Below are 25,202 nucleotides of genomic sequence, written 5' to 3' on the forward strand. Positions count from 1 at the left end.
CGCGACCTGTTCGATCAGGCGAAGAAAAGTGCTCCTTCTATTGTTTTTGTCGATGAGATCGACGCCGTCGGCAGACAGCGCGGCGCCGGCCTCGGCGGCGGCCACGACGAGAAGGAACAGACGCTCAATCAGCTCCTCGTCGAGATGGACGGCTTCTCGGAAAACGAAGGCGTTATCATAATGGCGGCGACCAACCGCCCCGACATACTCGATCCGGCTCTGCTGCGTCCGGGCCGCTTCGACAGACAGGTCTACGTCAGCACGCCGGATATCAAGGGGCGCGAAGGGATCCTTAAGGTCCACGCGCGCAACAAGAAATTTGAGCCGGACGTCGATTTGAAGACCATTGCGAAGACGACCGTCGGCTTCACCGGAGCGGACCTCGAGAACCTGCTCAACGAGTCGGCGCTGCTTGCCGCACGCGATAACCGCAAGCTCATTTCCAAGGCGGATATCGAGAACGCGGTCATGAAAGTCGTCGCCGGTCCGGAGAAGAAGTCCCGCGTGGTTCCGGAAAACGACAAGCGCTTGACCGCGTATCACGAGGCGGGGCACGCTATTGTTACCCACTTCCTGCCGACCTGCGACCCCGTGCATCAGATATCGATAATGCCCAGAGGCATGATGGGCGGCTTTACGCGCTTCCTGCCCAAAGAGGATAAATATCACATCTCCAAGACCGAGATGTGCGAAGAGATTTCCTCGCTGCTCGGCGGCAGAGTCGCGGAAGCGATCGCTATCGGCGATATTTCCACAGGCGCCTCAAACGACCTCGAGCGCGCCACCCGCATCGCGCGCAACATGGTCACGAAGTACGGTATGAGCGACACGCTCGGCTCCGTCACCTTCGGCAGCGAGCACGACGAGGTCTTCCTCGGCAGAGACCTGACGACTTCCAAGGTCTTCTCCGAAACCACCGCCGCCAAGATCGACGAAGAGGTCGAGAAGATCATCAACACCGCCTATAAGAAGGCGGAGGATATACTGAACTCCAACCGCGACAAGCTCGACGCGGTAGCCGCGCTCCTGCTCGAAAAGGAGACCATCGATTCCGACGAGTTCAACTCCGTATTTGCCTGATTCTCCGAAAGGACGGTATACCCTTGAAAAAAGCTTTGAAACGGATCCTCGCGCTTATATTCGCTTTGGCGTTCTTTTCCGGAACGTCCGTTTCGGCGTCTGTTATAAACATAATAACAGACGACCGCGACTCGATGACGGCGTCGGTCGACGCCGCTTTGAGCGGCGCATTCAACAACGGCGAAGACGGCGTCAATCTCACGATCTCCGGCGGATTCGTTTCGCAGTTCAAGGCGTCTGACGACAGGTTTGCTCCGGAAGAGGAGTACTTCATGTCGACCTATCCGATCCTGAAGTATAAATATACCGCGGGCAACGACTACGTCGGTCTGAAGATGTCGCAGGTGCGCACGGAAGTCAGCTTCGACTACGATCCGCATACGTCCGTGCTGCAGACCTTCAGCGTCGTCTATCGCGTCAGCAAGTGGCACGAAACGCCGAGAGAGACCGAATACGTCGAGAAGTTCGCAAGGGACAATATCGCTTCGATCCTCGCGGGCGCGGAAACGGAGTACGACAAGGTCAAGAACATCCACGACTGGATGATCCTCACCTATGACTACGCTTACAGCGATACTTACAACTCCAAATCGCATTCCGCCTACGGCATGGTCACGAACGGCAGGGGAGTATGCTCGGCGTATACTCTGCTTTTCGACGTTCTCTGCCGTACGGCCGGACTCAATACGCGCATCGTCTTTTCCGAAAAAACCTACGCCGTGACGGGCAGCACCTTCAATCTGCATTGCTGGAATATGGTGGAGGTCGACGGCAAATGGTACCATATGGACGTGACCTGGGACGATCAGCCGCATCTCGGCAGCGGCGTAGTTTATAACTACTTCCTGAAGAGCAGCGACTATTTCCTCAAAAACAGTCACCTCTGGGACGACCGCGAGGATGGCTTCGGCACTCCGTATCCGGAGGCGAAGCGCAATCACTGGAACGCGCCCGGCGCGTCCGGCAGCGACAACATAACGCGCCCGATCGAAGGTGAAAAGCCGAAGGTCGTCGAGCGCGCGATAGGCCTTGAATCGAGCGTTCCGGAGCCGATAGAGCTGGAGAGCGGCTCGTCCGTGCCGGAGTCGAACGCGAGCCACGCGTCTTCGGAAGGGGAGGCAGCGCCTTCGGGCGCCTCGCCGCTGATGTTCGTTATCGCCGGCGCGGTGTTCTGCGCCGCGGTCGCGGTCGTCGCGATCGTTATCGTCCGCGGCAGGAAGAAGCGTTCCGCCGCGGAGCCGCAGCCGGAGCAGGCCGCGCCGAAGCGGAGCGACGTTTACGATTCCTACGATTCTTACGATGGGTTTGACAGCTGATGCGTTATTACGATCCCGAATACGAGAATAAAGTCAGGGAGTTCATCGAGGGCTCCGGCCGCAGGGCGTACATAAAGACCTACGGATGCCAGCAGAACGTCAGCGATTCCGAAAAGATCGCCGCTCTCGCGCGGAATATGGGCTACGAGCTCTGCGATTCGCCGGAGGGTGCGTCGCTCGTCGTTTTCAACACCTGCGCCGTGCGCCATTCCGCCGAGCAGAAGATACTCGGCAACGTCGGGCTGCTCCACGCTCTGAAAGAGAAAAACCCCTCCATGATAACCGTACTCTGCGGCTGTATGACCCAGCAGGAGCATATGGTGGAGGATATAAAGAAACGCTATTCATTCGTCGATATAGTCATAGGCACGTCGGCGATCCACGAGCTGCCGCGGCTGATCTTCAGCCGCCTGACCGGAGGCAAGAAGATACGCACGCTCTACGACGAATCCGGCGAGATAGTCGAAGGCATCGGCAATGTGCGCAACGAGGGCTTCCGCGCATTCGTGCCGATAATGTACGGCTGCAACAACTTCTGCACCTACTGCATCGTGCCTTACGTGCGCGGCAGAGAACGCAGCCGCCGATCCGAAGACGTGCTCGCCGAGGTGAAGCCGCTCGTCGCTTCCGGCTGCCGCGAGATAACGCTGCTCGGGCAGAACGTCAACTCCTACTGCGAGCCGGAAACGGGCGAGAACTTCCCGCAGCTGCTCCGAAGGGTGGCGCAGATCGACGGGGACTTCAAGCTCCGCTTCATGACCTCGCACCCGAAGGACGCGTCGGACGAGCTTATCGACGTCATCGCGTCCTGCGATAAGCTCGCCAAGCACATACACCTTCCGGTGCAGTCGGGCTCCGACCGCATCCTGAAGGCAATGAACAGAAAATATACCCGCGCCGACTACCTCGCGCTCATAGGGCGCGCGAGGGAACGGATAGACGGGCTCTGCATAACCTCCGATATGATCGTCGGCTTTCCCGGCGAAACTGAGGAGGACTTCGCGGATACGCTCTCCCTCGTCGACGAGGTGGGGTACGATTCGCTTTTCACCTTCCTCTATTCGATAAGGGAAGGCACACCGGCCGCGAAGATGCCGGACCAGATCCCGCGCGACGAAAAGCAGCGCCGCTTCGACGCGCTCGTCGAGCTGCAGACACGCAAGGGCTTCGAGCGCAACGCGGCGATGAAAGGGAAAGAATTCACCGTGCTCGTCGACGAGGTCAAGGGCGGCGCGGAGAGCGGTTTGAAGCTGCTTTCCTCCCGCACGGACGGCAACAAGATCGTCGAATTCGAGGGCCCGGCGGAACTTTACGGAAACTACGCGCGCGTGCGCGTTACGGAGCCGATGAGCTGGCTGCTCAAGGGCGAACTTATCTGAAATACTCCGATAATAAAGACAGAAACGGAAGCGAAAAAATGGCAAGATCACCGATGATCCTTCAATACCTTGCGGTCAAGGAAAAGCATCCCGACCACATCCTGTTCTTCAGGTTGGGGGATTTTTACGAGATGTTTTTTGACGACGCCAAGCTCGCTTCCGGCGTGCTCGACCTCGTGCTGACCGGCAGGGACTGCGGCGACGGCGAACGCGCCCCGATGTGCGGCGTGCCTTACCACGCCTGCGACGCTTATATAGCCAAGCTTATCGCGAAGGGGTACAAGGTCGCAATCTGCGAGCAGATGGAGGATCCCGCGACCGCGAAGGGCATCGTCCGCAGGGAAGTCATACGCATCGTCACGCCCGGCACGGTCATGAGCCCCGACTCGCTCGAGGAGGGCAAAAACAACTATATCGCCTCCGTGCATTCGTCTGAAGACGGGCTCGGAATGTGTTTCGCCGACATAACCACCGGCACTCTCTGCTGCCTTACCGACGGCTCCGAGAAGCGCGTGGAGAAGATAATCAACGAGCTCGGGCGCTTTTCGCCGAGCGAGGTCATCCTTTCCGCCGCGACCAAGCCGATAAAGGAGGTAACGGATTTCCTCGACAGGCGTACCGGCACGGTCATAACCTACGGCACAGGCGACGCGAATATCGACAGCTGCATCCGCATAGTCGAGGATCACTTTCACAAAAACGTGCTCGCGCTCGGCATAAGCGCGATGCCCGCGGTGATAATCGCGCTCGGCAGTCTGCTCGATTACCTCTATGAAACGCAGATGACCGCGATCGCGAACATCACGGATATAACCTTTGTCAGCGAGGACCAGTATATGCTCCTCGACGTCAGCACGCGCCGCAACCTCGAGCTGTGCGAAACCATGCGCACCGGAGAAAAGAAGGGCTCGCTGCTGCACGTCCTCGACCGCACGAAGACGCCTATGGGCAAGCGTATGCTGCGCGGTTCGCTCGAAAAGCCGCTTATGAAGCCGGAATACATCCGTATGCGTCTGAACGCGGTGGAAGCGCTGCTCGCCGACAGCATAAACTTAAGCTCGCTGCGCGAAACGATGAGCGGCGTGCGCGATATCGAGCGCCTCGCCGCGCGCATCGCGTACAGGACAGCGGGGGCGAAGGAGCTTCGCGCGCTCTGCCTTTCGCTGATGCCGCTGCCCGAGATAAAGGCAACGCTCGGCGGCTTCGGCGACCCGATGCTTCAGTCGCTCTGCGAGTGCGTCGACCCGCTCGACGACGTCTGCTCCGATATCGACCGCACGATAACCGACGATCCGCCGGTATCCGTCCGCGAGGGCGGCTTCGTCCGCGACGGCGTGGACGCCGAGCTCGACGAGCTACGGGGACTGCTGAAAAACCTGCGCGGCGTTCTCGCCTCCATCGAGGAGCGCGAGCGCGAAGCGACCGGCATAAAGAATCTGAAAGTCAAATACAACAAAGTCTTCGGTTACTACATAGACGTCACGAATATGTATAAGAACCTCGTGCCGGAGCATTACATCCGCAAGCAGACGCTTGTCGGCGGCGAACGCTACGTCACCGAGGAGCTCAAGGAGCTCGAGGTGAAGATATCCACAGCGGATGAGCGTATAAACGACATAGAATACGGCATCTTCACTGCGCTTATCGAGAGGGTGGGGCAGCAGCTTTCGCGTATGCAGGCGACGGCTTCGGCGGTCGCGATGATAGATATGCTCTGTTCCTTCGCGGCGGTATCGTCGTCGAACAGATACGTCAAGCCCGAGATCGTCAGCGAAGGCGTCACCGAGATAACCGACGGCAGACATCCCGTCGTCGAGAATATGCTGCCGGACGGGCTCTTCGTACCGAACGACACGAAGCTCGACCTCGACGAGAACATGATAGCGATAATCACCGGACCGAATATGGCGGGCAAATCGACCTATATGCGTCAGGTCGCGCTGATAACGATAATGGCGCAAATCGGCTGTTTCGTTCCGGCGGCGAAGGCGAAGATAGGCATCGCCGACAAGGTATTCACCCGCGTCGGCGCATCGGACGATCTCTCTATGGGGCAGTCAACCTTCATGGTCGAGATGAGCGAGGTCGCGTATATACTGAAAAACGCGACGCGGCAGAGTCTCGTCATCTTCGACGAGATCGGGCGCGGCACGTCTACCTACGACGGAATGAGCATCGCCAGAGCGGTCATCGACTACGTCGCGGACGTGACGAAATGCCGCACGCTCTTCGCCACGCATTACCACGAGATCACAGATCTTGAAGCGGAAATGCCCTGTGTCAAGAACTACAACATAACCGTGAAAAAACGCGACAAGCTCGTCTTCCTGCGCAAGATCGTCCGCGGCAGAGCGGACGACAGCTACGGCATCGAGGTCGCCGACCTCGCCGGAGTGCCCGCCGAGGTCACCGATCGCGCGCGTCAGATCCTGAAGAGTCTCGAGGCGAACGGCGTCGAAAGGCGCACTCCCGCGCCGGTCCCGCAGCGCGAAGCCGCGGGGGGAAAGGGCGCGGAGCTTCTGGAAAAGCTGCGCCGCGTGCAGGCGGATACGCTTTCGCCCATCGAGGCGCTGAAGCTGCTTTACGAGCTTTCCGCAGAAGCGAAGGAGGCGGAGAAAGAATGATAAAGGTACTTCCGAAAAACGTATCCGAGCTTATCGCCGCCGGAGAGGTCGTCGACAGACCCGTTTCCGTCGTCAAGGAGCTTGTCGAAAACAGCATAGACGCCGGCGCTACGGATATTACCGTCGAGATAAAAGACGGAGGCATAACCTATATCCGCGTCAGCGACAACGGCTGCGGCATCCCGCACGACGAAGTGCCGACCGCGTTCCTGCGCCACGCCACGAGCAAGCTGCAGAACGCAGATCAGCTGAATAACATCGTGACGATGGGCTTCCGCGGCGAAGCGCTCGCCGCCATCTGCGCGGTATCGCGCACCGATATGATAACGAAATGCGCTTCGGACGAGGTCGGGACAGCCGTGCGCTACGTTGCCGGCGACCTCGATTCATGCGAGGAGGCGGGCTGTCCGACGGGCACTACCGTCGTAGTGCGCGATCTGTTTTTCTCTACCCCCGCGCGCATGAAGTTCCTGAAAAAAGACGCTTCGGAAGCGGCGGCGGTCGCTTCGTTTATGGATAGGATCGCACTCGCGAACACGGGTATTGCCTTCAAATTCATCAAAAACGGCACCGAGGAAATGCGCACTCCCGGTGACGGACGCCTCGACGCCGCGATCAACGCCGTATTCGGCAGGAAGTTCGCGGAAACGCTCGCTCCCGTCGACGGCAACAGCTGGGGAATAGGCGTCGGCGGCTTTGTGTCGCAGCCGGCGTTCCCGCGCGCTAACCGCAGTATGCAGATATTCTTCGTCAACGGCCGCCTCGTCAGGTCAAAGACCTTCACGGCCGCCCTTGACGCCTCTTATGCGAACCTCGTCCCTTCCGGCAAGTTCGCCGCCTGTGTGCTTAATCTGACAATCAATCCCGCGCTTGTCGATATCAACGTGCATCCGGCGAAGCTCGAGGTGCGTTTTACCGACGACCACGCGGTATTCGATGCTATCTATCATGCTGTCAAGAGCGCGCTGCAGGGAAGGAAAGACGAAATCGGAGTTGCACCGTCGAAGGTAGTTGAGATAGGGGAACTTAAAAGCGATATGGTAAGCGTCGCGCCGGTGAAGAGCATTTTTGCCGCGCCCGTAACCCGTGCCGCAGTTGAGCAGACAAGGATACCGGAGACTGAAGCGCGCATAAGTGTGCCGAGGGTCGCGAACTTCCCGGCGGAGAAGCCGGAGGAACGCGCCGCTTACGCCCCGGCCGCATCGCCGGACGCGAAGCCCGCGCCCGCGCCCCGGCCGGAGTCGGCGCCCGCCCACGCACCCGCGAAAACGGACTTGCCGTTTTTCGAGTCATCCGAGCAGAAAGAAGAAAAAACTCCCGATGTTCGACAGGAATCGACAAAACACGATGCGGCACGCGGGTATAATTTCGTAGGAGAGGTTTACAGGACATATCTCATATTCGAGAGTGAGTCCGGTGTGCTCTTCGTGGACAAGCACGCCGCGCACGAGCGCATTATATTCAACCGGCTCAAAAAGAGCTTCAACCCCGATTCCGACGCGCAGCTTCTGCTGTCGCCTGTTACCGTTTCGCTCGACAAGACCGACGCGCGCACGATACTCGACAACGCCGAAACGCTCGCGCAGCTCGGCTTCGACGTCGAGGATTTCGGCGCGGGGCAGGTGACTGTCAGAAGCGTTCCTATCAAACTGAACGACGATGACGTCTCCTCTCTGCTTCAGCTCATGGCGGACAAGCTCCCCAAGGGCGGCAAGCGCAGCATAAGCGAGGCGTTCTACGACGATATCCTCCACTCCGTCGCATGCAAAGCGGCCGTGAAAGCCGGCAGGCGCAGCAGCGAGGAGGACGCGGAGGATATCCTCCGCATGCTCGAAGAAGACCCCGACGCACGCTTCTGTCCGCACGGGCGTCCCGTCTGCTTTGAGATAAAGCGCGGAGATCTTGACAAGCAATTCCTGCGCGCGTGACGGATATGACGAAGAAACCGAAACTGCTCGTTATATGCGGTCCCACCGCGGCAGGCAAGACCGCCGTGGCGGTCGAAACCGCGAAACTGCTGGACGGCGTTATCATCTCGGCCGATTCAATGCAGATATACAAAGAGCTTTCGATAGGCACCGCGAAGCCGACTCCCGAGGAGCTGGACGGCGTTGACTGCCGTCTGATCGACTTTATCGAGCCGGACGGCGAGTATAACGTCTTCCGTTTCAAGAGCGACGCCGAGCGCGAGATCGACGACGTCGTTTCTTCCGGCAGGACGCCGATACTCTGCGGAGGCACCGGGCTTTATATCGACGTGCTCGCGTCAAACACCGCGCTGTCGGACGGGAGCAGCGACGAAGCCGTCCGCGCGGAGCTGAAAAAGCAGGCGGAAGAGGTAGGAAGCGCCGAGCTGCATCGTCAACTTTCAGAGGTTGACAAGCCGTCCGCCGAGCGCATTCATCCCAATGATACGAAGCGCGTTATCCGCGCGCTCGAGATATACCGCGTGACAGGGAAACCGCAGAGCGTCTGGGATGCCGGATCCGTGCGCGAAGAGCGTTATTCGATCTGCAGAATACTGATAAATTGCAGTGATAGGGCGAAGCTTTACGAGCGTATAGACCGCCGCGTCGACGCGATGATCTCCGCCGGCCTGCTCGACGAGGCAAAACGCGTTTTTGAAAAATACGATCCCGAAAAGATCTCCGCTATCGGTTACCCCGAGCTTTTCGCGTATTTCCGCGGGGAGAGCACACTTGACGAAGCCGTTGCGAAGATAAAACAATACAGCAGGAATTACGCGAAGCGTCAGCTTACGTGGTTCCGCAGAGGAGAATACGAAGGCGAGTTCTTTACCGACGAGCGCGGCGCAGAGGAGATCGCCGCGGATATCGCCCGGATTTTTGCCGGTTTCGGCAGAGATAAATAAAGAAATGAAAGGAGTCGGCCATGCCAAAGTCGCAGAACTTGCAGGATCTGTTCCTCAACGCTTGCAGAAAAGAGAACGCGCAGGTAACTGTCTTCCTGAAAAACGGTTTTCAGTTCAACGGCACTGTCAAGGCGTTTGACAGCTTTACCGTTTTGCTGATTTCCGGCGGGAAGCAGATGATGGTCTATAAGCACGCGATTTCCACCGTTGTTCCGGCGGTACACGTGAATATGGAGCCGGTTGAGGTAGCATAAGATCAGAAGAGGGTGAAGGAGAGTTGAAAAACAACCCCGGCAGGTTCATATCCATTGCCGTGTCCGTGCTGCTGATAGCGTACGTGGCCTATAATATCTTCAATCTGATTTACGATCCGGTAAAGACGGAGCGCGCGTTGAAGGTGAGGGTCGACGACAGTATCACGGTCGCGGGCGTTGCCATACGCTCCGAAAGGATCGTTGATACTTCGTCCACGGGTATAGTTGACTATTTGGTAAGCGACGGCGCGAGGGTGGCGAAAGGCGAACGCATCGCAAATGTGTACGCTTCCGCTTCGGGTGCGGATGTCGAAGAGCGCCTTCGTGATACGGAGGCGGAGATAGCGCGGCTTGAAGCGGCGCTCGGCGCTCAGGGTACCGGCGTAGACGCTTATTCCATCGAAACGAATATACGCAGCGGGCTTTCCAAACTCGCCGACGCCTGCCGGGAAGGCAGACTCAGAAACGCCGAAGGCGTTCTGGGCGAGGTGTTGACAGGTTTCAATATGCGGCAGGTCGTGCAGGGCAACGTGGATGGCTTTACCGCGCGGCTTGAAGAGTTGAAGGCGGAACGTGAACGCCTTAAAGGAGCCCGCGCCGGAGATTACGATACCATAACGTCGCCGGATTCCGGTTTCTTCGTAAGTTATACCGATTCTTTTGAGGGCATCGTCGATTACGACAAAATAACCGAGCTTTCGCCGAAAGAAATAAAGGCGCTTTGCGAAAGGACTCCGGAAGTATCAGACGGATCCGGCTCGGGAAAGCTGATAGATCAATACGGGTGGTTCTACGTCGCGCCGATATCCGAAGAGGACGCGGCGCGGCTCGAAGTCGGCAAAACTCTGCCCGTGAGGTTTTCGGCTTCGCTCGCTTATGACGTGTATTTCACCGTCGAAAAGCTGGAAGCGGACGACGACGGCAACCGCGCGGTCATCTTCTCATGCAATAACGTAAACAGCGAGCTGGCATGCTTGCGCGTCGACAGAGCGACGCTGCGGCTGAACAGCTTTTCGGGCGTCAGGGTAAACTCCGACGCGCTCCGCGTCGTCGACGGTGAGCAGGGGGTCTACATCGCGCGCGGGCAGAAGGTCGCGTTCCGCAAGGTCGATCCGATCTATACCGGCGACGGCTATATCATTTCGAAAATACGGAAGGACGATCCGACTATGCTCCAGCTTTACGACGACGTCATCATAGGCGGCAGAAATATGTACGCCGGCAAGCTGATCTGATCCGGAGGGAATAATGGGAATATCAGATAATATTGCCGCGGTAAAGGCGAATATACGCGAATCCGCGGCGAAAGCCGGCAGAGCGCCGGAAGATATAACGCTCGCCGCGGTAACCAAGTTTCAGACCGCGGAGCGCGTCAACGAAGCGATCGCTGCGGGCGTCCGCGTCATCGCGGAGAACAGGGCGCAGGAGCTCGCGGAAAAGTATCCGCTGATCGATAAGCCGGAAGGGCTGCGGATACACTTCATCGGGCATCTGCAGAAGAACAAGATCAAGTATATCATCGACAAGGTCGATATGGTGCAGAGCGTCGACTCGGTCGAGCTTGCGCAGGCGCTTTCGGCGGCGTGCGAAAAGCACGGCAGGGAGCTCGACGTGCTCATTCAGGTGAATATCGGGAACGAGCCGCAGAAATCCGGTTTTTCCGTGCGGGAAACGCTCTCCGCGGCGGCCGAAATCGCTTCGATACCGCGCCTTCGCGTGCGCGGATTGATGGCGATCCTGCCGATAGGCGTCGAAAAAGCCGAAGCCATGAAACTTTTTTCCGAAATGTGTAAACTGTTTCTTGACATACGGGGCAAAATAAGCGATAATAAATATATAAGTATACTGTCGATGGGTATGACAGACGACTACGAATGGGCAGTCGAAGGCGGCTCCACTCTCGTGAGGGTCGGCAGAGCAATATTCGGAGAAAGAAATCAAATATAAAGGAGAGCACAAAATGGGAATCGGAGACAAAATCAAGAATCTTTTTACCTACAATGATGAGGACGACGAAATAGAAACCGTCGCGCCCGTCAGGGATGAAGAACCGGCTATCAGGCCGCTGACCGAGGTCCCGAAGGGAAACAAGGTCGTCAACATCCACGCCACCACTCAGCTGCAGGTCGTTCTCGTCAAGCCGGAGGTGTTTGAGGACGCCAGCGCAATTGCCGACCACCTCAACGAGAAGCGCACCGTCGTGCTCAATCTCGAGAACACCGGCAAGGAGATCTCCCGCAGACTGATAGACTTTCTCAGCGGCGTAGCGTACGCCAACGGAGGCAAAATCCAGCGCGTAGCGCACAGCACTTACCTGATCACCCCGTACAACGTCGGCATAATGGGCGATCTGCTTGACGAGCTGGAAAACAACGGATTGTTCTGATCCGCGATCTGTCAAAAATACAATGTGTAGGGGGCTGTAAATGATTTATCCGAAAGACATTAAAGCCAAGCAGTTTTCAAAGGGCTTCAGCGGCTATAAAATGGAAGAGGTCGACGTATTCCTCGACGAAGTCGCCGCGGACTACGAAAAGATGCTCACCGATAACGCCGAGCTTATAAAGAAGATCGAAGTCGTCGTTGCCAAGCTGGAGGAATACCGCAGCAACGAGGAATCGCTTTCCAACGCGCTGCTCAACGCGCAGAAGATAAACGAGCAGGTCATAAGAGAAGGCAAGAACAAGGCGGATCTCATTATCAGAGAAGCGACCTTCAAGGCGGAACGTCTCGTTAAGAACGCGCAGAAGGACGTCGAGCAGGAGCAGGAGACGCTGAACGTGCTGCGCAAGGAGGTTTCCGACTTCCGCGCACGCCTCTTCGCGATCTACCGCAGCCACCTGGATATTATCGATTCGCTGCCCTACATCGAGGAAGAGAAGCCGGAAGAGCCCGCGCCCGAGACGCCCGCGGAACAACCCGAAGCGGCCGAACCCGCGCCCGCCGTGCCTGAAGCGCCCGCCGCGCCCGAAGCGGCTGCGCCGGAGGTTCCCGAGGTGCCCGCGCCCGCCGCGCCGGAAGATGACGTCAGCGTTTTCAAGCCGGAAGAGATAGCCGAGTCCGCGCCCGAGGCGCCCGCAGAGCCGGAAGCTCCAGCGCCGGAAGCTCCCGCCGCCGATGAGGCGGAGCCGGAAGACACAGACGACGGACAGCTCCTTTTCGGCAGCGCCGCGGAGAAATTCAAGGATATCGACATCAAGTTCGGCTCCGATTACGATTTCAACAAGGAATAAATAAAAAGCGGGCGGCGGGATCCGCCGCTCCGATTCTTTTTCGGGAGTAAAGATAAAATGCAAGAAATGCACCCTGATTACAACACCACTCTTAACTTACCCAAGACCGAGTTCTCGATGCGTGCCAACCTGCCGCAGAGAGAACCGGAACTTCTCGCAAAGCAGAAACAGGATAATTTTTACGATACCCTCATTAAGCATAATGAGGGTAAACCCTTATATGTGCTTCACGACGGGCCTCCCTACGCCAACGGCGACATACACCTCGGCCACGCGCTGAACAAGGTGCTGAAGGACATAATCGTCCGCTATAAAAATATGGCGGGCTACTGTTCTCCCTACATTCCCGGCTGGGATACCCACGGTCTGCCCATCGAGCGCCAGGTCATCAAGAAGTACGGCCCGCCGAGAGGGGATATAGTCGGCTTCCGCAAGCACTGCCGCGAGTTCGCGCTGCAGTACGTCGAAACGCAGAAGGAGCAGTTCAAGCGCCTCGGCGTCATCGGCCGCTTCGACAAGCCCTATCTCACGCTCAACCCCGAGTTCGAGGCGAAGCAGATCGAGATCTTCGGCAAAATGGCGGAGAAGGGCTATATCTACAAGGGTCTGAAGCCCGTTTACTGGTGCCCCGCGGACGAAACCGCGCTTGCCGAAGCGGAGATCGAATATTCCGACGACAAGTGCGACTCCATCTACGTCAAGTTCGCCGTCGCGGACGACAAGGGAAAGCTTGCGCAGTACGGGATCGACCGCGCGAAGACCTGCTTCGTTATCTGGACGACCACTACCTGGACCCTGCCCGGCAACCTCGCAATATGCCTCGGTCCGGAGTTTGAATACAACATAGTATCGGCAAACGGCGAATACTATATTATGGCCAAGGAGCTCACCGAGTCCTCGATGAAGGCCGCCGGCATAAGCGACTACGCGATCGCCGCCTCCGGCATCAAGGGCAGCGAGTTCGAGTATATGACCGCGAAGCACCCCTTCCTCGACCGCGAATCGCTTATCATCGTAGGCGACCACGTCACGCTTGAAAGCGGCACCGGCTGCGTACATACCGCTCCCGGCCACGGCGAAGAGGACTTCGTCGTCTGCAAGAACTATCCCGAGATCGGCATCGTCGTTCCCGTCGACGGGAAGGGCAGACTGACCGAGGAAGCGGGCAGGTTCGCCGGCCTGAAGACCGACGAGGCGAACAAAGAGATCGCCGCGTATCTGAAAGAAACCGGCGCGCTCTTTGCGATAGAGGAGATAATCCACCCCTATCCGCACTGCTGGCGCTGCCACAACCCGATAATCTACCGCGCCACTGAGCAGTGGTTCTGCTCCGTCGAGGCGATAAAGCCGCAGACTATGGAAGCGATCTCCACCGTCGAGTGGATGCCCAAATGGGGAGAAGAGAGGATTCGCTCCATGGTCAGCGACCGCGCAGACTGGTGCATCTCCCGTCAGCGCATCTGGGGCGTTCCGATCCCGATCTTCTACTGCGAGGAATGCGGCCACGAGCATATCGACCCCGAAGCGATCAAAGCGGTTTCCGAGCTTTTCCGCAGAGAAGGATCCGACGCGTGGTACTCCAAAGACGCCGCGGATATCCTTCCCGCCGGCACGAAGTGTTCCAAGTGCGGCTGCGATAAGTTCCGCAAGGAAACCGACATTATGGACGTCTGGTTCGACTCCGGCAGTTCCCACGCCGCCGTTCTGAGCGAAGAGAACGGCCTTTCTGAGCCCTGCGACCTCTATCTCGAGGGCAACGACCAGTACAGGGGCTGGTTCCAGTCGTCGCTGCTGACCTCCGTCGCCACCGCGGGCATCGCTCCTTACCGCAGCGTCCTTACTCACGGCATGATAATCGACCTCGAGGGCAGGAAGATGTCCAAGTCGCTCGGCAACGGCATCTCGCCGCAGGACATCATCAAGGAATACGGCGCGGATATCCTCCGTCTGTGGATCTCCTCCGCCGACTACCGCAACGACGTCAAGGTCTCCAAGGAGATACTCAAGCAGCTCGCGGAGGTCTACCGCAAGATAAGAAACACCGAGCGCTTTATTCTCGGCAACCTTTACGACTTCGATCCGGAGAAGGACGCCGTTCCGTTCGGTCAGCTTGCCGAGCTTGACAAGTGGGCGTGCTACGCGCTCGACGCGCTTATCGACAAGGCGGCGAAGGCGTACGACGCTTTCGACTTCCACGTCATCTACCACGCCGTTTACAGCTTCTGCGTGCTCGATATGTCGTCATTCTACCTCGACATAATCAAAGACCGCCTCTACGTCGAGAAGGCGGATTCGCTCTCGCGCAGAGCCGCGCAGACGGTCATTTATAACGTGCTGAACGCCATCGTGAAGATAGTCGCGCCGATCCTTTCCTTCACCTCTGAGGAGGCGTGGCAGTTCATCCGCCACACCGCCGGCGAAGACGGAAGAAGCGTGTTCTTCAACGACTTCCCGAAGGCGCAGGGACTCTCCGCACCCGCGGAGTTCACCGCCAAGTGGGATAAGATCATCGCCGTCCGCAACGACGTGCAGAAGGCGCTCGAGCTCGCCCGCGCCGAGAAGAAGATCGGCGCCTCGCTCGAAGCGGTCGTCACCGTCTATGCAGACGCGGACGAAAAGGCGTTCCTCGATACCGTTCCGGATCTCGCGCAGCTATTCATCGTCTCCGGCGTGAAGATCAGCTGCGACGCCGCTCCCGCGGACGCCGTGGCGGGTGAGAACGCGGGCGTTTCCGTCCTCGTCGCGAAGGCGGAGGGCGAGAAGTGCCAACGCTGCTGGGCGTACACCGGCGACGTCGGATACGACGAAAAGCACCCGACGCTCTGCAAGCGCTGCGCGTCGATCATAGAGTAAATTGAACGGCAGGCGGAAACGCCTGCCGTCTCAAAGGAGAAAGCCAATGCTGTTGTTCTTTCTGCTTTCCGCCGCGCTCGTCGCCGCGGATCAGATAACGAAAGCGCTCGCCGTCGCGTATCTCAAGCCGGTCACGACCGTTCCGATAATACGGGACGTGCTTCACCTGACCTACCGCGAGAATACCGGCGCGGCGTTCAGCATACTCAGCGGCTTCCGCTGGGGCTTCGTGATACTCGCGGTAATAGTCTGCGCGGCGGTGATTTACATAAACGCTTCGCGCAAGATCGACTCAAAGATGTTCTACGCGTCGTCGATACTCGTCGTCGCGGGCGCGATCGGGAACGTGATCGACCGTATCGCGACCGGAGCGGTCGTCGATTTCATAGATTTCCGGCTGATCGATTTTCCGGTGTTCAACTTTGCGGATATCTGCCTTACCGTCGGAGTCGCGATGCTCTTTATCTATTTCCTGTTTTTCTACGGCAAAGAGAAAAAGACCGTGAAGACGGAGGAAACGCCCGATGAGGATAACGGTAACTGAAGAAACCGCGGGAACGCGGCTCGACGCGGTCGTATCCGCTTCCGGAGAGTTCTCGCGCTCCGCGGCGCAGAAGCTCATCGAGTCGGGCGCGGTCGAAATCAACGGAGCGCCCGTCACCGCCAAGAATCATAAAACGAAGGCGGGCGACGAGATAGTCGTCACGCCTCCGGAAGCCGAACCGCTCGATATGGCTCCGGCTGAGATACCGCTTTCTGTGCTCTACGAGGACTCCGCCCTGCTCGTCGTGGACAAGCCCGTCGGAATGGTCGTTCACCCCGCGCCGGGTAACTATTCCGATACGCTCGTCAACGCGCTTCTCGCGCACTGCGGCGATTCGCTCTCCGGCATAAACGGAGTAACGCGCCCGGGCATCGTCCACCGCATAGACAAGGAAACGAGCGGAGTGCTGCTCGTCGCGAAAAACGACAAGGCGCACCTTTCGCTCGCGGAACAGATAAAGGAGCACACAGCGCGCAGGGAATACCTCGCCGTCGTCCACGGCCGCTTCCCGAAAAAAGAGGGCACGGTCAACGCGCCGATCGGGCGCAGCCGCGCCGACCGCAAGAAGATGGCGGTTACGCCGGTCAATTCCAAGCCGGCGGTCACGCACTACGAAGTGCTTGAAGAATTCGACAAATACTCGCTGATCCTCTGCCGCCTCGAGACCGGCAGAACGCATCAGATACGCGTCCATATGGCGCATATCGGACACCCCGTCGCGGGGGACAGGCAATACGGCAGGACCACCGACCTGCCGCTGACGCATCAATGCCTCCACGCGGCGAGAATAACCTTCCGCCACCCTTCAACGGGCGAAGAGATGACGGTCGAAGCGCCGCTGCCCGACTATTTCAACGAAACGCTCAGCGTTTTGAGAAAGGGAGATGCTCATGGAAAAACAGAAACTTACTGAGCTTGCCGTCTTCGCGGAAAAGGTTCGCCTCGCCGCGCTTGAGGGCATCTACAACGCCGCCTCGGGACATCCCGGCGGATCGCTTTCGATCGCGGAAGTCGTAACGTATCTGTATAACTGCGAAATGCGCATACGTCCCGATCAGCCCGACTGGGAAGACAGAGACAGATTCGTTTTATCCAAGGGGCACTGCGCGCCCGCCGTCTACGCCGCGCTCGGTCTGAAGGGCTACTTTGACGTCAAAGAGGTCGCGAATCTCCGCAAGCTCGGGCACTTCCTGCAGGGACACCCCGATATGAAGGGCGTTCCCGGCGTCGATATGTCCACCGGCTCGCTCGGGCAGGGCATTTCCGCCGCCTGCGGAATGGCGCTCGCCGCGAAGCTCGACGGCAGGGACTACCGCGTTTACACCATCGTCGGCGACGGCGAAAGCCAGGAGGGGCAGGTCTACGAAGCCCTCATGTTCGCCGCGCACTATAACCTCGACAACCTCGTCGTGATGATCGACTATAACGGCCTGCAGATAGACGGCGATATAACGAAGGTCATGTCGCCTCTGCCGTTTGCCGATAAGTTCAGGGCGTTCAACTTCAACGTCTTTGAGGCGGACGGGCACGACTTCGAGTCCATCGCCGCCGCGCTTGACGCCGCGAGAGCCGCGAAGGGCAAGCCGAGCGGCATAATCCTCCGTTCTGTCAAGGGCAAGGGCGTTTCGTTTATGGAAAACAATCCCGCCTGGCACGGCTCCGCGCCGAAGCAGGAGCAGTACGAGATCGCGAAGGCGGAGCTCGAGGCGCGTCTTGAAGCGGCGCAGAAAGGGGAACTGAGATGAAAGCAACGAGAGAAAGCTACGGCCTGACGCTCGCGGAGCTCGGCGAGACCAATAAGGATATCGTCGTCCTCGACGCCGACCTTTCCGGCTCGACCAAGACCGCGATTTTCGGCAAAAAGTTTCCCGACAGATTCTTCAACTGCGGCATCGCGGAAGGCAATATGATGTCCGTCGCTGCTGGACTCGCCGCCTGCGGCAAGACCGTTTTCGCCAGCTCCTTCGCTATGTTCGCCACCGGCAGGGCGTTTGAGCAGATAAGAAACTCCATCTGCTATCCCGGCCTTAACGTAAAAGTCGCCGCGTCCCACGCGGGCGTTTCCGTGGGCGAGGACGGCGCGACTCACCAGTGCATCGAGGATATCTCGATAATGCGCTCCATTCCCGGTATGGTGGTCGTCAGCCCCGCCGACGACGCGGAGGCGTGCGCGGCGGTACGCGCCGCCGCCGAGTATAACGGACCTATGTACATCCGCCTCGGCCGCCTCGTCTACCCGGACGTCTATACGCCCGAAACCTGTCATTTCAAGCTCGGCAAGGGCGACGTCCTGCGCGACGGCTCCGACGTGACCATCGTCGCGACCGGACTTATGCTTTCCGAGTCGCTGATCGCCGCCGTTATACTTGAAAAAGAGGGGATAAGCGCCGCGGTAATCAACATCTCCACGATAAAGCCCATCGACGCCGAACTGCTCGTGAAATACGCGCAGAAGACCGGCTGCATCGTCACCGCCGAAGAGCATAATATCATCGGCGGGCTCGGTTCCGCGGTCTGCGAAGCGCTCAGCGAGCACTGGCCCGTTCCCGTCAGCCGCGTCGGCATAAACGACGTTTTCGGCTTGAGCGGCAAGGCGAAGGAAGTCCTCGCTTACTTCGGCCTCACCGGCGAAAAGATCGCCGAGAGAGCGAAGATGATAATGAAAATGAAAAAAGCGTGAAAACGCTTGCAATTCACGCCGGCACGGCGTAAAATAACACTGATAATTTTATAAACGGAGGATATACACATGAACAAAAAGACCATTGAAGACATGAACCTTGAAGGCAAAAAAGTCCTCGTGAGATGCGACTTCAACGTACCCGTCAAGGACGGCGTCATCACCTCGGACAAGAGAATAACCGGCGCTCTGCCGACCATCAAGTATCTGGTCGAGAAGAACTGCAAGGTCATCCTTTGCTCCCATATGGGCAAGCCGCACAACATCTTCGACGCGGAGCTGAAGCTCAGCAAGAAGGAGATCGCCAAGATCGACGAGCTCCCCGAAGAGGAGAGAGCGGCCGCCACCGCCGCCGCGCTTGAAAAAGCGAAGGGCGACAAGAAAAAGTTTTCGCTCAAGATCGTTGCCGACAAGCTCAACGAGTACCTCGGCGGCATAGTCACCTTCGCCGAGGACACCGTCGGCGAGGACGCGCAGGCGAAGGTCGCGGCGCTCGAGCCCGGCAAGATCGTCCTGCTTGAAAATACCCGCTTCACCAAGGCGGAGGAGAAGAACGATCCCGAGTTCTCCAAGCAGCTCGCCTCGCTCGCCGAAGTCTTCGTCAACGACGCGTTCGGCACCGCACACAGAGCGCACGCCTCCACCGCCGGCGTAGTCACCTACGGCGGACTTCCGGCCGCCTGCGGCTACCTCATTCAGAAAGAGATCACCATTATGGGCGACGCGCTCGAAGCGCCTCAGCGCCCCTTCGTCGCCATTCTCGGCGGCGCGAAGGTCTCCGATAAGATCGGCGTCATCACCAACCTGATCGAGAAGGTCGATACCCTGATCGTTGGCGGCGGCATGGCCTACACCTTCTACAAGGCGATGGGCTACGGCGTCGGCACCTCGCTGCTCGAGGCCGACAAGGTCGAGCTCGCCAAGGAGATCATGGAAAAGGCCGCCGCGAAGGGCGTCAACTTTGCGCTTCCGGTCGATAACGTCTGCGCCAAAGAGTTCAGCGCCGACGCCGAGCCGGTCGTTTACGCCTGCGACGCGATTCCGGACGACATGATGGGCCTCGACATCGGACCGGAGTCCGTCAAGAAGTTCTCCGAGCTGATCAAGGACGCCAAGACGGTCATCTGGAACGGACCGATGGGCGTCTTCGAGTTCGAGAAGTTCGCGGTCGGCACCAAGGCCGTCGCGGCCGCGATCGCCGAGAGCGATTCCGTCAGCATCATCGGCGGAGGCGATTCCGCCGCGGCTGTCGAGCAGCTCGGATACGCCGACAAGATGACCCACATCTCCACCGGCGGCGGCGCCTCGCTCGAGTTCCTCGAGGGAAAGACCCTCCCCGGCATCGACTGCCTCGACAACAAGTAATTCAAAAAGCAATTCAAGCGGGGCGGTCGCACCGGCCGCCCCGAAATCACTTTATAAGGAGAAACTGCAATGAATAAAGACCTCAGAAGCGCCATTATTGCCGGCAACTGGAAGATGAACAAGACTCCGTCCGAAGCGGCGAAGCTCATCGAGGAGCTCAAGGCCGCCATGCCCGAGCCCGACTGCGAAGTCGTCGTCTGCGTTCCCGCCATCGACGTCCCCGCCGTCGCGGAAGCGATAAAGGGAAGCCGTATCCACCTCGGCGCGCAGAACGTGCATTTCGAGCCCAGCGGCGCCTTCACCGGCGAGATCTCCGCGTCCATGCTTGAGGAAATGGGCGTTGAATACGTCATCGTCGGCCACAGCGAACGCCGCCAGTACTTCGGTGAGACCAACGAAACGGTCAACCTCCGCGCCAAAGCGGCGATCGCCGCCGGACTTACCCCCATCATCTGCGTCGGCGAAACGCTCGAGCAGCGTGAGCAGGGGATAACCGACGACCTGATCTCCATGCAGACGAAGATCGCCTTCAACGGCATTGCGAAGGAAGACGCGATCAACTGCGTCATCGCCTACGAGCCCGTGTGGGCGATAGGCACCGGCAAGACCGCCACCGCCGAGCAGGCGAACGAGGTCTGCCAGCTCATCAGAGACACCATCGGCGTGCTCTATGACGACGAGACCGCGGACGGCATCTCCATTCAGTACGGCGGCTCCATGAACGCGAAGAACTGCGCCGAGCTGCTCGCGATGGAAGACATCGACGGCGGCCTTATCGGCGGCGCCTCGCTGAAGGCCCCCGACTTCTCCGTCATCATCGACGCGGCTTCCAAGTAATAAACAGAAAGTGTTGATAATATGAAAAGACCTGTTGTATGCGTCGTCATGGACGGCGTCGGGTTCAGCAAGACCGGACTCGGCGACGCCGTCGGCAACGCCAACACCCCGACCCTCGACAAGCTCTTCGCGACCTGCCCGCACACGCGCCTGAAGGCGCACGGCGCCGCCGTCGGACTCCCCGGCGACGACGATATGGGCAACAGCGAAGTCGGACATAACGCCCTCGGCTGCGGCCAGATCTATTCGCAGGGCGCGAAGCTCGTCAACGAATCCATCGAGAGCGGCAAGCTTTACGAAAACGCGGTCTGGAAGCGCATTGTCGCGGGTTGCGCCGAAAAATCGTCAACCCTGCATTTCATCGGCCTGCTTTCCGACGGAAACGTGCATTCCAACATTTCCCACCTCTTTGCGATGCTGAAAGAAGCGAAGAGCGAGGGAGTGAAGAAGGCGAGAGTGCATATTCTGCTCGACGGCAGAGACGTTCCCGCGACCTCGGCGCTCATCTACGTCGAGCAGCTTGAAAACGTCCTTGCGGAGCTCAGCGACGCCGGCTTTGACGGAAAGATCGCCAGCGGCGGCGGCAGGATGAAGGTCACGATGGACAGATACAAGGCCGACTGGAATATGGTCAAGATCGGCTGGGATACCCACGTCAGAGGCGAGGGCAGACAGTTCGCGTCCGCCGCGGAAGCGATCGAGACCTACCGTGCCGAGAATGAGGGCGTCATCGATCAGGATCTGCCTGCCTTCGTCATCGCCGAAAACGGCGAGCCGGTCGGCAGGATAACCGACGGCGACGCGGTGATCCTCTTCAACTTCAGAGGCGACCGCGCGATCGAGATCAGCATGGCGTTCGACGACGAAGACTTCACCGCCTTCGACAGAGGCGCGCGCCCCGACGTCATTTACGCCGGAATGCTGCAGTACGACGGCGACCTCGAGCTGCCGAAGAACTACCTCGTCAACCCGCCGGAGATAAAGGACACGCTCAGCGAGCTGCTCGTCGCTCACGGCCTTAATCAATACGCCGTTTCCGAAACGCAGAAGTACGGCCACGTAACGTATTTCTGGAACGGCAACAGAAGCGGCAAGACCAGCGAGGAGCTCGAGACCTTCGAGGAGATCCCCTCCGACAAGGTTTCCTTCGACGAACGTCCGTGGATGAAATCCGCGGAGGTCACCGACGCGATGATAGCCGCGCTGAAGAGCGGAAAATACGACTTCCTGCGCTGCAACTATCCCAACGGCGACATGGTCGGACACACCGGCAGCTACGACGCCGCGCTTATCGCGGTCGAGTCTGTCGACATCGGCCTCGCGCGTCTGATAAAGGCGGTCGACGAAGCCGGCGCGATCCTGCTCGTTACCGCCGACCACGGCAACGCCGACGAAATGCTCGAGAAGAACAAGAAGGGCGAGCTCCAGGTGCGCACCGCGCATTCGCTCAACCCTGTCCCGTTCATCATCTACGACACGCAGGCAAAGCACGAGATAATCGACGGCGAATACGGCCTCGCCAACGTCGCTCCGACGGTCGCGAAGCTGCTCGGACTCACGCCTCCCGCGAGCTGGCAGCCGAGCATGATATGAAAACAGAATAAAAATTTTCCGAAAACCGCAAGAGTTAGTTTAATTCCTGCGGTTTTTGTGTTATAATCAAGGCGAAGAAGGGGAGGACGGAGTATGTTCGAGGGTTTCGTTCCCGACTATACGAATATCGTCGACGCCGCGCGCAACAGAGCCGCGAAGCGCCTGCCGCTTTACGAGCACCAGATCGACGACGCGATTATGGAAAAGATCATCGGCAGGGAGTTTTCCGGCCTGCAGGACGGCTCTGCCGCGGAAGCGGCGGAATACGTCGGCCGCGTCTGTGAAAGCTACCTGAAATGCGGCTACGACACCGTTACCTTCGAGCGCTGGCTCAGCGTCGCGTTCCCCGGCAGCGGCGCGCTAGGCGGACACAAGCCGCCCGTGATAAAAGACCGCGCCGACTTTGAGAAATACCCGTGGGACGAGGTTGCGGATAACTATTTCAAGCTTTACGGCAAGCTTTACGACGGCCTGCGCGAAGCGCTGCCGTCCGGTATGAAGGCGATCGGCGGCGTGGGCTGCGGCGTCTTCGAGTGTGTCGAGGACCTCGTCGGATATCAGGATCTCTGCCTGCTTTCTTACGACGATCCGGAGCTTTACGCCGACCTTTTCAAAAGGGTCGGTGACGTCAGCGCCGCCGTCTGGGAACGCTTCATCCGCGAATACGGCGACCTCTACTGCGTGCTGCGCTTCGGCGACGATCTCGGCTACAAGTCGAATACGCTCCTGCCGCACGACGATATCAGAACGCATATAATCCCGCAGTACAAGCGGATAATCGATATGGTGCACGCGGCGGGCAAGCCGTTCCTGCTCCACTCCTGCGGAAGCATCTTCGCGGTCTTCGACGATCTGATCGCCGCCGGGATCGACGCCAAGCACTCGAATGAGGATCAGATCGCGCCCTTCACCGAATGGGTGGAGCGCTACGGCGACAAGATAGGCAACTTCGGCGGCGCGGACGTCGACGTGCTCTGCCAAAACTCCGAAAAGGAGATCGCCGAATACGTTACCGATATACTGAAAAAGTGCGAGGGGCGCGGGGGCGTCGCCTTCGGCTCCGGCAATTCGATAGCCGGATACGTCCCGGTGGAAAACTATCTCGCTATGGTGCGCACCGTCAGAGAATACAGAGGAGAAAAGTGACCGCCTCAGTGTGAAACTTACGTTTACACCTTGTATTTATCATTTTCTGCTGAATGAATGTAACTTAGGACTCATTTTTTACGGGTATATAAGTGAAGGGTCGTTCAACAGTCGCGATAATAGGAGGTATAATTATGAAAAGGATCATCGCATTGATGCTGGCGCTCGTTATCGGAGCGGCGATATTCGCGGGTTGCGGAAACCATCCGGCGGAGCCGGATCCGGCAGCCGCGGGCTACGTCGAAAAACCGGTCGGCAAGGTCAACGGCGCCGCGCTTTACAACCTCGACGAAAAGCTGCTCGACTATATCGCCGAGCGGCAGAGCGGAAACTTCGTCATATCTCCGATGTCATTCAAATACGCCTACGGGCTTATGCTCGCCGGCGCGGAGGGCAAAACACGCGCAGAACTCCTTTCCGCGCTCGGTCTTAACGACGAGTCTGAGCTGGACGCCGCGCTTGAGGCGGTTTACGAGTTCGCGGAAAAGTTTGACGGCAGTTCCGGTTTCAATGGCGGAGGTATGTCGTCGGAGGAAGCCGAGAAAGCGGTTTTATCTATGAGAATCGCCAACTCCGTATGGACGCGCGAGGGCTCAGGCGGCGTTAAAGACGGCTACAAAGACAAGATCGAAAAGTATAAGGCCGAATACTTCGATTTCGACTCACGCAGCGTTGTGAAAAAGGCGAACGACTGGGTGAGGGAAAAGACGAGCGGTATGATCCCGCGCATCCTCCCGGACGGTACTGACAGAGACGCTATTGCCATGATGCTGATAAACGCTCTGTATTTCAAGGGCGTATGGGTCAAGGCCTTCAAAGAGGAAAAAACGGTAAAAGGAGATTTCACAACAGCGGCCGGCAACAAGGTCAAAAAAGAGTATATGCAGACCGTCGATATGATTTACTATTATTCCGATGATGATACTCAGCTGGTTATTGTGCCGCTGCAGAACGAAGCGGGCGTGGCATTTGTTATCGGCAGCACCGAAAGAATAAATGAGAAGATTTCCAAGGCCGAGCATCACAACGTAAATCTTGCGGTTCCGAAGTTCGAACTGGAGACTTCGCTGGAGCATGATGAACTCTGCGATTTCCTGAAGGCGTGCGGAATTTCCGATGCGTTCGGAGCGGCAGCGGATTTCTCGGGTATGAACGACGGCGGTGTATATGTTGAAAGCATCATCCAGCGCTCGAAACTCGGAATAAATGAAACCGGCGTAGAGGGCGCCGCGGCGACGGACGTGATTTACTTGGGCGCAATGATGGAGGAACCTGTCGAATTCAAAGCCGACCGTCCGTTTTCCTTCTTCGTCGTCGCCGACCTTCAGGTGTCGCGCCACGTTATTTTCGAGGGGCGCATCGTCGAGTAAAAAGCGCAAAATATTTCGCCGATTTATCTTGCAACGTCAAAATCGTTATGGTATAA

Annotated in this window: 21 protein-coding genes; all 21 read left to right on the forward strand. The window is 58.3% G+C overall.

The genetic code is table 11. The features are described from left to right. A partial coding sequence (locus IJL83_05245) for an AAA family ATPase (GenBank protein ID MBQ6553000.1) occupies positions 1–1,080 on the forward strand: 1,080 nt, incomplete at its 5' end. A 23-nt stretch (positions 1,081–1,103) separates the two neighbouring features. After that, a complete protein-coding gene (locus IJL83_05250) occupies positions 1,104–2,396 on the forward strand; it encodes a transglutaminase domain-containing protein (protein ID MBQ6553001.1) in 1,293 nt (430 codons plus the stop codon). Then, positions 2,396–3,775: a tRNA (N6-isopentenyl adenosine(37)-C2)-methylthiotransferase MiaB gene (miaB, locus tag IJL83_05255; protein MBQ6553002.1), complete on the forward strand. Its 1,380-nt coding sequence runs from the start codon at positions 2,396–2,398 to the stop codon at positions 3,773–3,775. The genes IJL83_05250 and miaB overlap by 1 nt, the downstream gene beginning before the upstream one ends. A gap of 38 nt (positions 3,776–3,813) precedes the next feature. Next, positions 3,814–6,399 carry a DNA mismatch repair protein MutS gene (gene mutS, locus IJL83_05260; protein ID MBQ6553003.1) on the forward strand — a complete coding sequence of 862 codons (2,586 nt, stop codon included), beginning with the start codon at positions 3,814–3,816 and terminating at the stop codon, positions 6,397–6,399. Beyond that, positions 6,396–8,327 (forward strand): DNA mismatch repair endonuclease MutL, encoded by a 1,932-nt coding sequence (gene mutL, locus IJL83_05265; GenBank protein ID MBQ6553004.1) that lies wholly within the window; start codon positions 6,396–6,398, stop codon positions 8,325–8,327. Before mutS ends, mutL begins: the two co-directional genes overlap by 4 nt. A gap of 5 nt (positions 8,328–8,332) precedes the next feature. Continuing rightward, positions 8,333–9,271 (forward strand): tRNA (adenosine(37)-N6)-dimethylallyltransferase MiaA, encoded by a 939-nt coding sequence (miaA, locus tag IJL83_05270; protein MBQ6553005.1) that lies wholly within the window; start codon positions 8,333–8,335, stop codon positions 9,269–9,271. Between the two features lie 20 nt (positions 9,272–9,291). Further along, positions 9,292–9,525, forward strand: coding sequence for an RNA chaperone Hfq (gene hfq / locus IJL83_05275; GenBank protein MBQ6553006.1), 234 nt, complete (start codon positions 9,292–9,294; stop codon positions 9,523–9,525). 23 nt (positions 9,526–9,548) lie between these two features. Beyond that, positions 9,549–10,760, forward strand: coding sequence for a hypothetical protein (locus IJL83_05280; GenBank protein MBQ6553007.1), 1,212 nt, complete (start codon positions 9,549–9,551; stop codon positions 10,758–10,760). A gap of 13 nt (positions 10,761–10,773) precedes the next feature. After that, positions 10,774–11,472, forward strand: a complete 699-nt coding sequence (locus IJL83_05285) for a YggS family pyridoxal phosphate-dependent enzyme (GenBank protein MBQ6553008.1) — start codon at positions 10,774–10,776, stop codon at positions 11,470–11,472. Positions 11,473–11,485: 13 nt separating this feature from the next. Then, positions 11,486–11,911, forward strand: a complete 426-nt coding sequence (locus tag IJL83_05290) for a cell division protein SepF (GenBank protein ID MBQ6553009.1) — start codon at positions 11,486–11,488, stop codon at positions 11,909–11,911. Between the two features lie 40 nt (positions 11,912–11,951). Beyond that, positions 11,952–12,758, forward strand: coding sequence for a DivIVA domain-containing protein (locus tag IJL83_05295; GenBank protein MBQ6553010.1), 807 nt, complete (start codon positions 11,952–11,954; stop codon positions 12,756–12,758). Positions 12,759–12,824: 66 nt separating this feature from the next. After that, a complete protein-coding gene (gene ileS / locus IJL83_05300; protein ID MBQ6553011.1) occupies positions 12,825–15,611 on the forward strand; it encodes an isoleucine--tRNA ligase in 2,787 nt (928 codons plus the stop codon). Between the two features lie 46 nt (positions 15,612–15,657). Further along, positions 15,658–16,155: a signal peptidase II gene (gene lspA, locus IJL83_05305; GenBank protein ID MBQ6553012.1), complete on the forward strand. Its 498-nt coding sequence runs from the start codon at positions 15,658–15,660 to the stop codon at positions 16,153–16,155. Continuing rightward, positions 16,136–17,068, forward strand: a complete 933-nt coding sequence (locus IJL83_05310) for an RluA family pseudouridine synthase (GenBank protein MBQ6553013.1) — start codon at positions 16,136–16,138, stop codon at positions 17,066–17,068. The genes lspA and IJL83_05310 overlap by 20 nt, the downstream gene beginning before the upstream one ends. Next, complete coding sequence (locus IJL83_05315; protein ID MBQ6553014.1) at positions 17,046–17,900, forward strand: transketolase; 855 nt, start codon at positions 17,046–17,048, stop codon at positions 17,898–17,900. Before IJL83_05310 ends, IJL83_05315 begins: the two co-directional genes overlap by 23 nt. Further along, positions 17,897–18,835 carry a transketolase family protein gene (locus IJL83_05320; protein ID MBQ6553015.1) on the forward strand — a complete coding sequence of 313 codons (939 nt, stop codon included), beginning with the start codon at positions 17,897–17,899 and terminating at the stop codon, positions 18,833–18,835. Before IJL83_05315 ends, IJL83_05320 begins: the two co-directional genes overlap by 4 nt. A 69-nt stretch (positions 18,836–18,904) precedes the next feature. After that, positions 18,905–20,200: a phosphoglycerate kinase gene (locus tag IJL83_05325; protein MBQ6553016.1), complete on the forward strand. Its 1,296-nt coding sequence runs from the start codon at positions 18,905–18,907 to the stop codon at positions 20,198–20,200. 69 nt (positions 20,201–20,269) lie between these two features. After that, a complete protein-coding gene (locus IJL83_05330) occupies positions 20,270–21,037 on the forward strand; it encodes a triose-phosphate isomerase (protein MBQ6553017.1) in 768 nt (255 codons plus the stop codon). Positions 21,038–21,058: 21 nt separating this feature from the next. Further along, positions 21,059–22,630: a 2,3-bisphosphoglycerate-independent phosphoglycerate mutase gene (locus IJL83_05335; GenBank protein MBQ6553018.1), complete on the forward strand. Its 1,572-nt coding sequence runs from the start codon at positions 21,059–21,061 to the stop codon at positions 22,628–22,630. Positions 22,631–22,723: 93 nt separating this feature from the next. After that, positions 22,724–23,776 (forward strand): hypothetical protein, encoded by a 1,053-nt coding sequence (locus IJL83_05340; protein ID MBQ6553019.1) that lies wholly within the window; start codon positions 22,724–22,726, stop codon positions 23,774–23,776. Between the two features lie 134 nt (positions 23,777–23,910). Further along, positions 23,911–25,146, forward strand: a complete 1,236-nt coding sequence (locus tag IJL83_05345) for a hypothetical protein (protein MBQ6553020.1) — start codon at positions 23,911–23,913, stop codon at positions 25,144–25,146. The last annotated feature ends 56 nt before the right edge of the window (positions 25,147–25,202 follow it).

This window comes from Clostridia bacterium (genome assembly GCA_017438525.1).
Lineage (GTDB): Bacteria > Bacillota > Clostridia > Oscillospirales > RGIG8002 > RGIG8002.

Excerpts from the sequence above, each read along its gene's own strand:
- IJL83_05335 (MBQ6553018.1), top strand. The coding sequence starts at position 21,059 with ATGAAAAGACCTGTTGTATGCGTCGTCATGGACGGCGTCGGGTTCAGC.
- IJL83_05345 (MBQ6553020.1), top strand. The coding sequence starts at position 23,911 with ATGAAAAGGATCATCGCATTGATGCTGGCGCTCGTTATCGGAGCGGCG.
- hfq (MBQ6553006.1), top strand. The coding sequence starts at position 9,292 with ATGCCAAAGTCGCAGAACTTGCAGGATCTGTTCCTCAACGCTTGCAGA.
- lspA (MBQ6553012.1), top strand. The coding sequence starts at position 15,658 with ATGCTGTTGTTCTTTCTGCTTTCCGCCGCGCTCGTCGCCGCGGATCAG.
- IJL83_05320 (MBQ6553015.1), top strand. The coding sequence starts at position 17,897 with ATGAAAGCAACGAGAGAAAGCTACGGCCTGACGCTCGCGGAGCTCGGC.
- ileS (MBQ6553011.1), top strand. The coding sequence starts at position 12,825 with ATGCACCCTGATTACAACACCACTCTTAACTTACCCAAGACCGAGTTC.
- IJL83_05290 (MBQ6553009.1), top strand. The coding sequence starts at position 11,486 with ATGGGAATCGGAGACAAAATCAAGAATCTTTTTACCTACAATGATGAG.
- miaA (MBQ6553005.1), top strand. The coding sequence starts at position 8,333 with ATGACGAAGAAACCGAAACTGCTCGTTATATGCGGTCCCACCGCGGCA.
- miaB (MBQ6553002.1), top strand. The coding sequence starts at position 2,396 with ATGCGTTATTACGATCCCGAATACGAGAATAAAGTCAGGGAGTTCATC.
- IJL83_05315 (MBQ6553014.1), top strand. The coding sequence starts at position 17,046 with ATGGAAAAACAGAAACTTACTGAGCTTGCCGTCTTCGCGGAAAAGGTT.
- IJL83_05285 (MBQ6553008.1), top strand. The coding sequence starts at position 10,774 with ATGGGAATATCAGATAATATTGCCGCGGTAAAGGCGAATATACGCGAA.
- IJL83_05340 (MBQ6553019.1), top strand. The coding sequence starts at position 22,724 with ATGTTCGAGGGTTTCGTTCCCGACTATACGAATATCGTCGACGCCGCG.
- IJL83_05295 (MBQ6553010.1), top strand. The coding sequence starts at position 11,952 with ATGATTTATCCGAAAGACATTAAAGCCAAGCAGTTTTCAAAGGGCTTC.
- IJL83_05310 (MBQ6553013.1), top strand. The coding sequence starts at position 16,136 with ATGAGGATAACGGTAACTGAAGAAACCGCGGGAACGCGGCTCGACGCG.
- IJL83_05325 (MBQ6553016.1), top strand. The coding sequence starts at position 18,905 with ATGAACAAAAAGACCATTGAAGACATGAACCTTGAAGGCAAAAAAGTC.
- mutS (MBQ6553003.1), top strand. The coding sequence starts at position 3,814 with ATGGCAAGATCACCGATGATCCTTCAATACCTTGCGGTCAAGGAAAAG.
- mutL (MBQ6553004.1), top strand. The coding sequence starts at position 6,396 with ATGATAAAGGTACTTCCGAAAAACGTATCCGAGCTTATCGCCGCCGGA.
- IJL83_05330 (MBQ6553017.1), top strand. The coding sequence starts at position 20,270 with ATGAATAAAGACCTCAGAAGCGCCATTATTGCCGGCAACTGGAAGATG.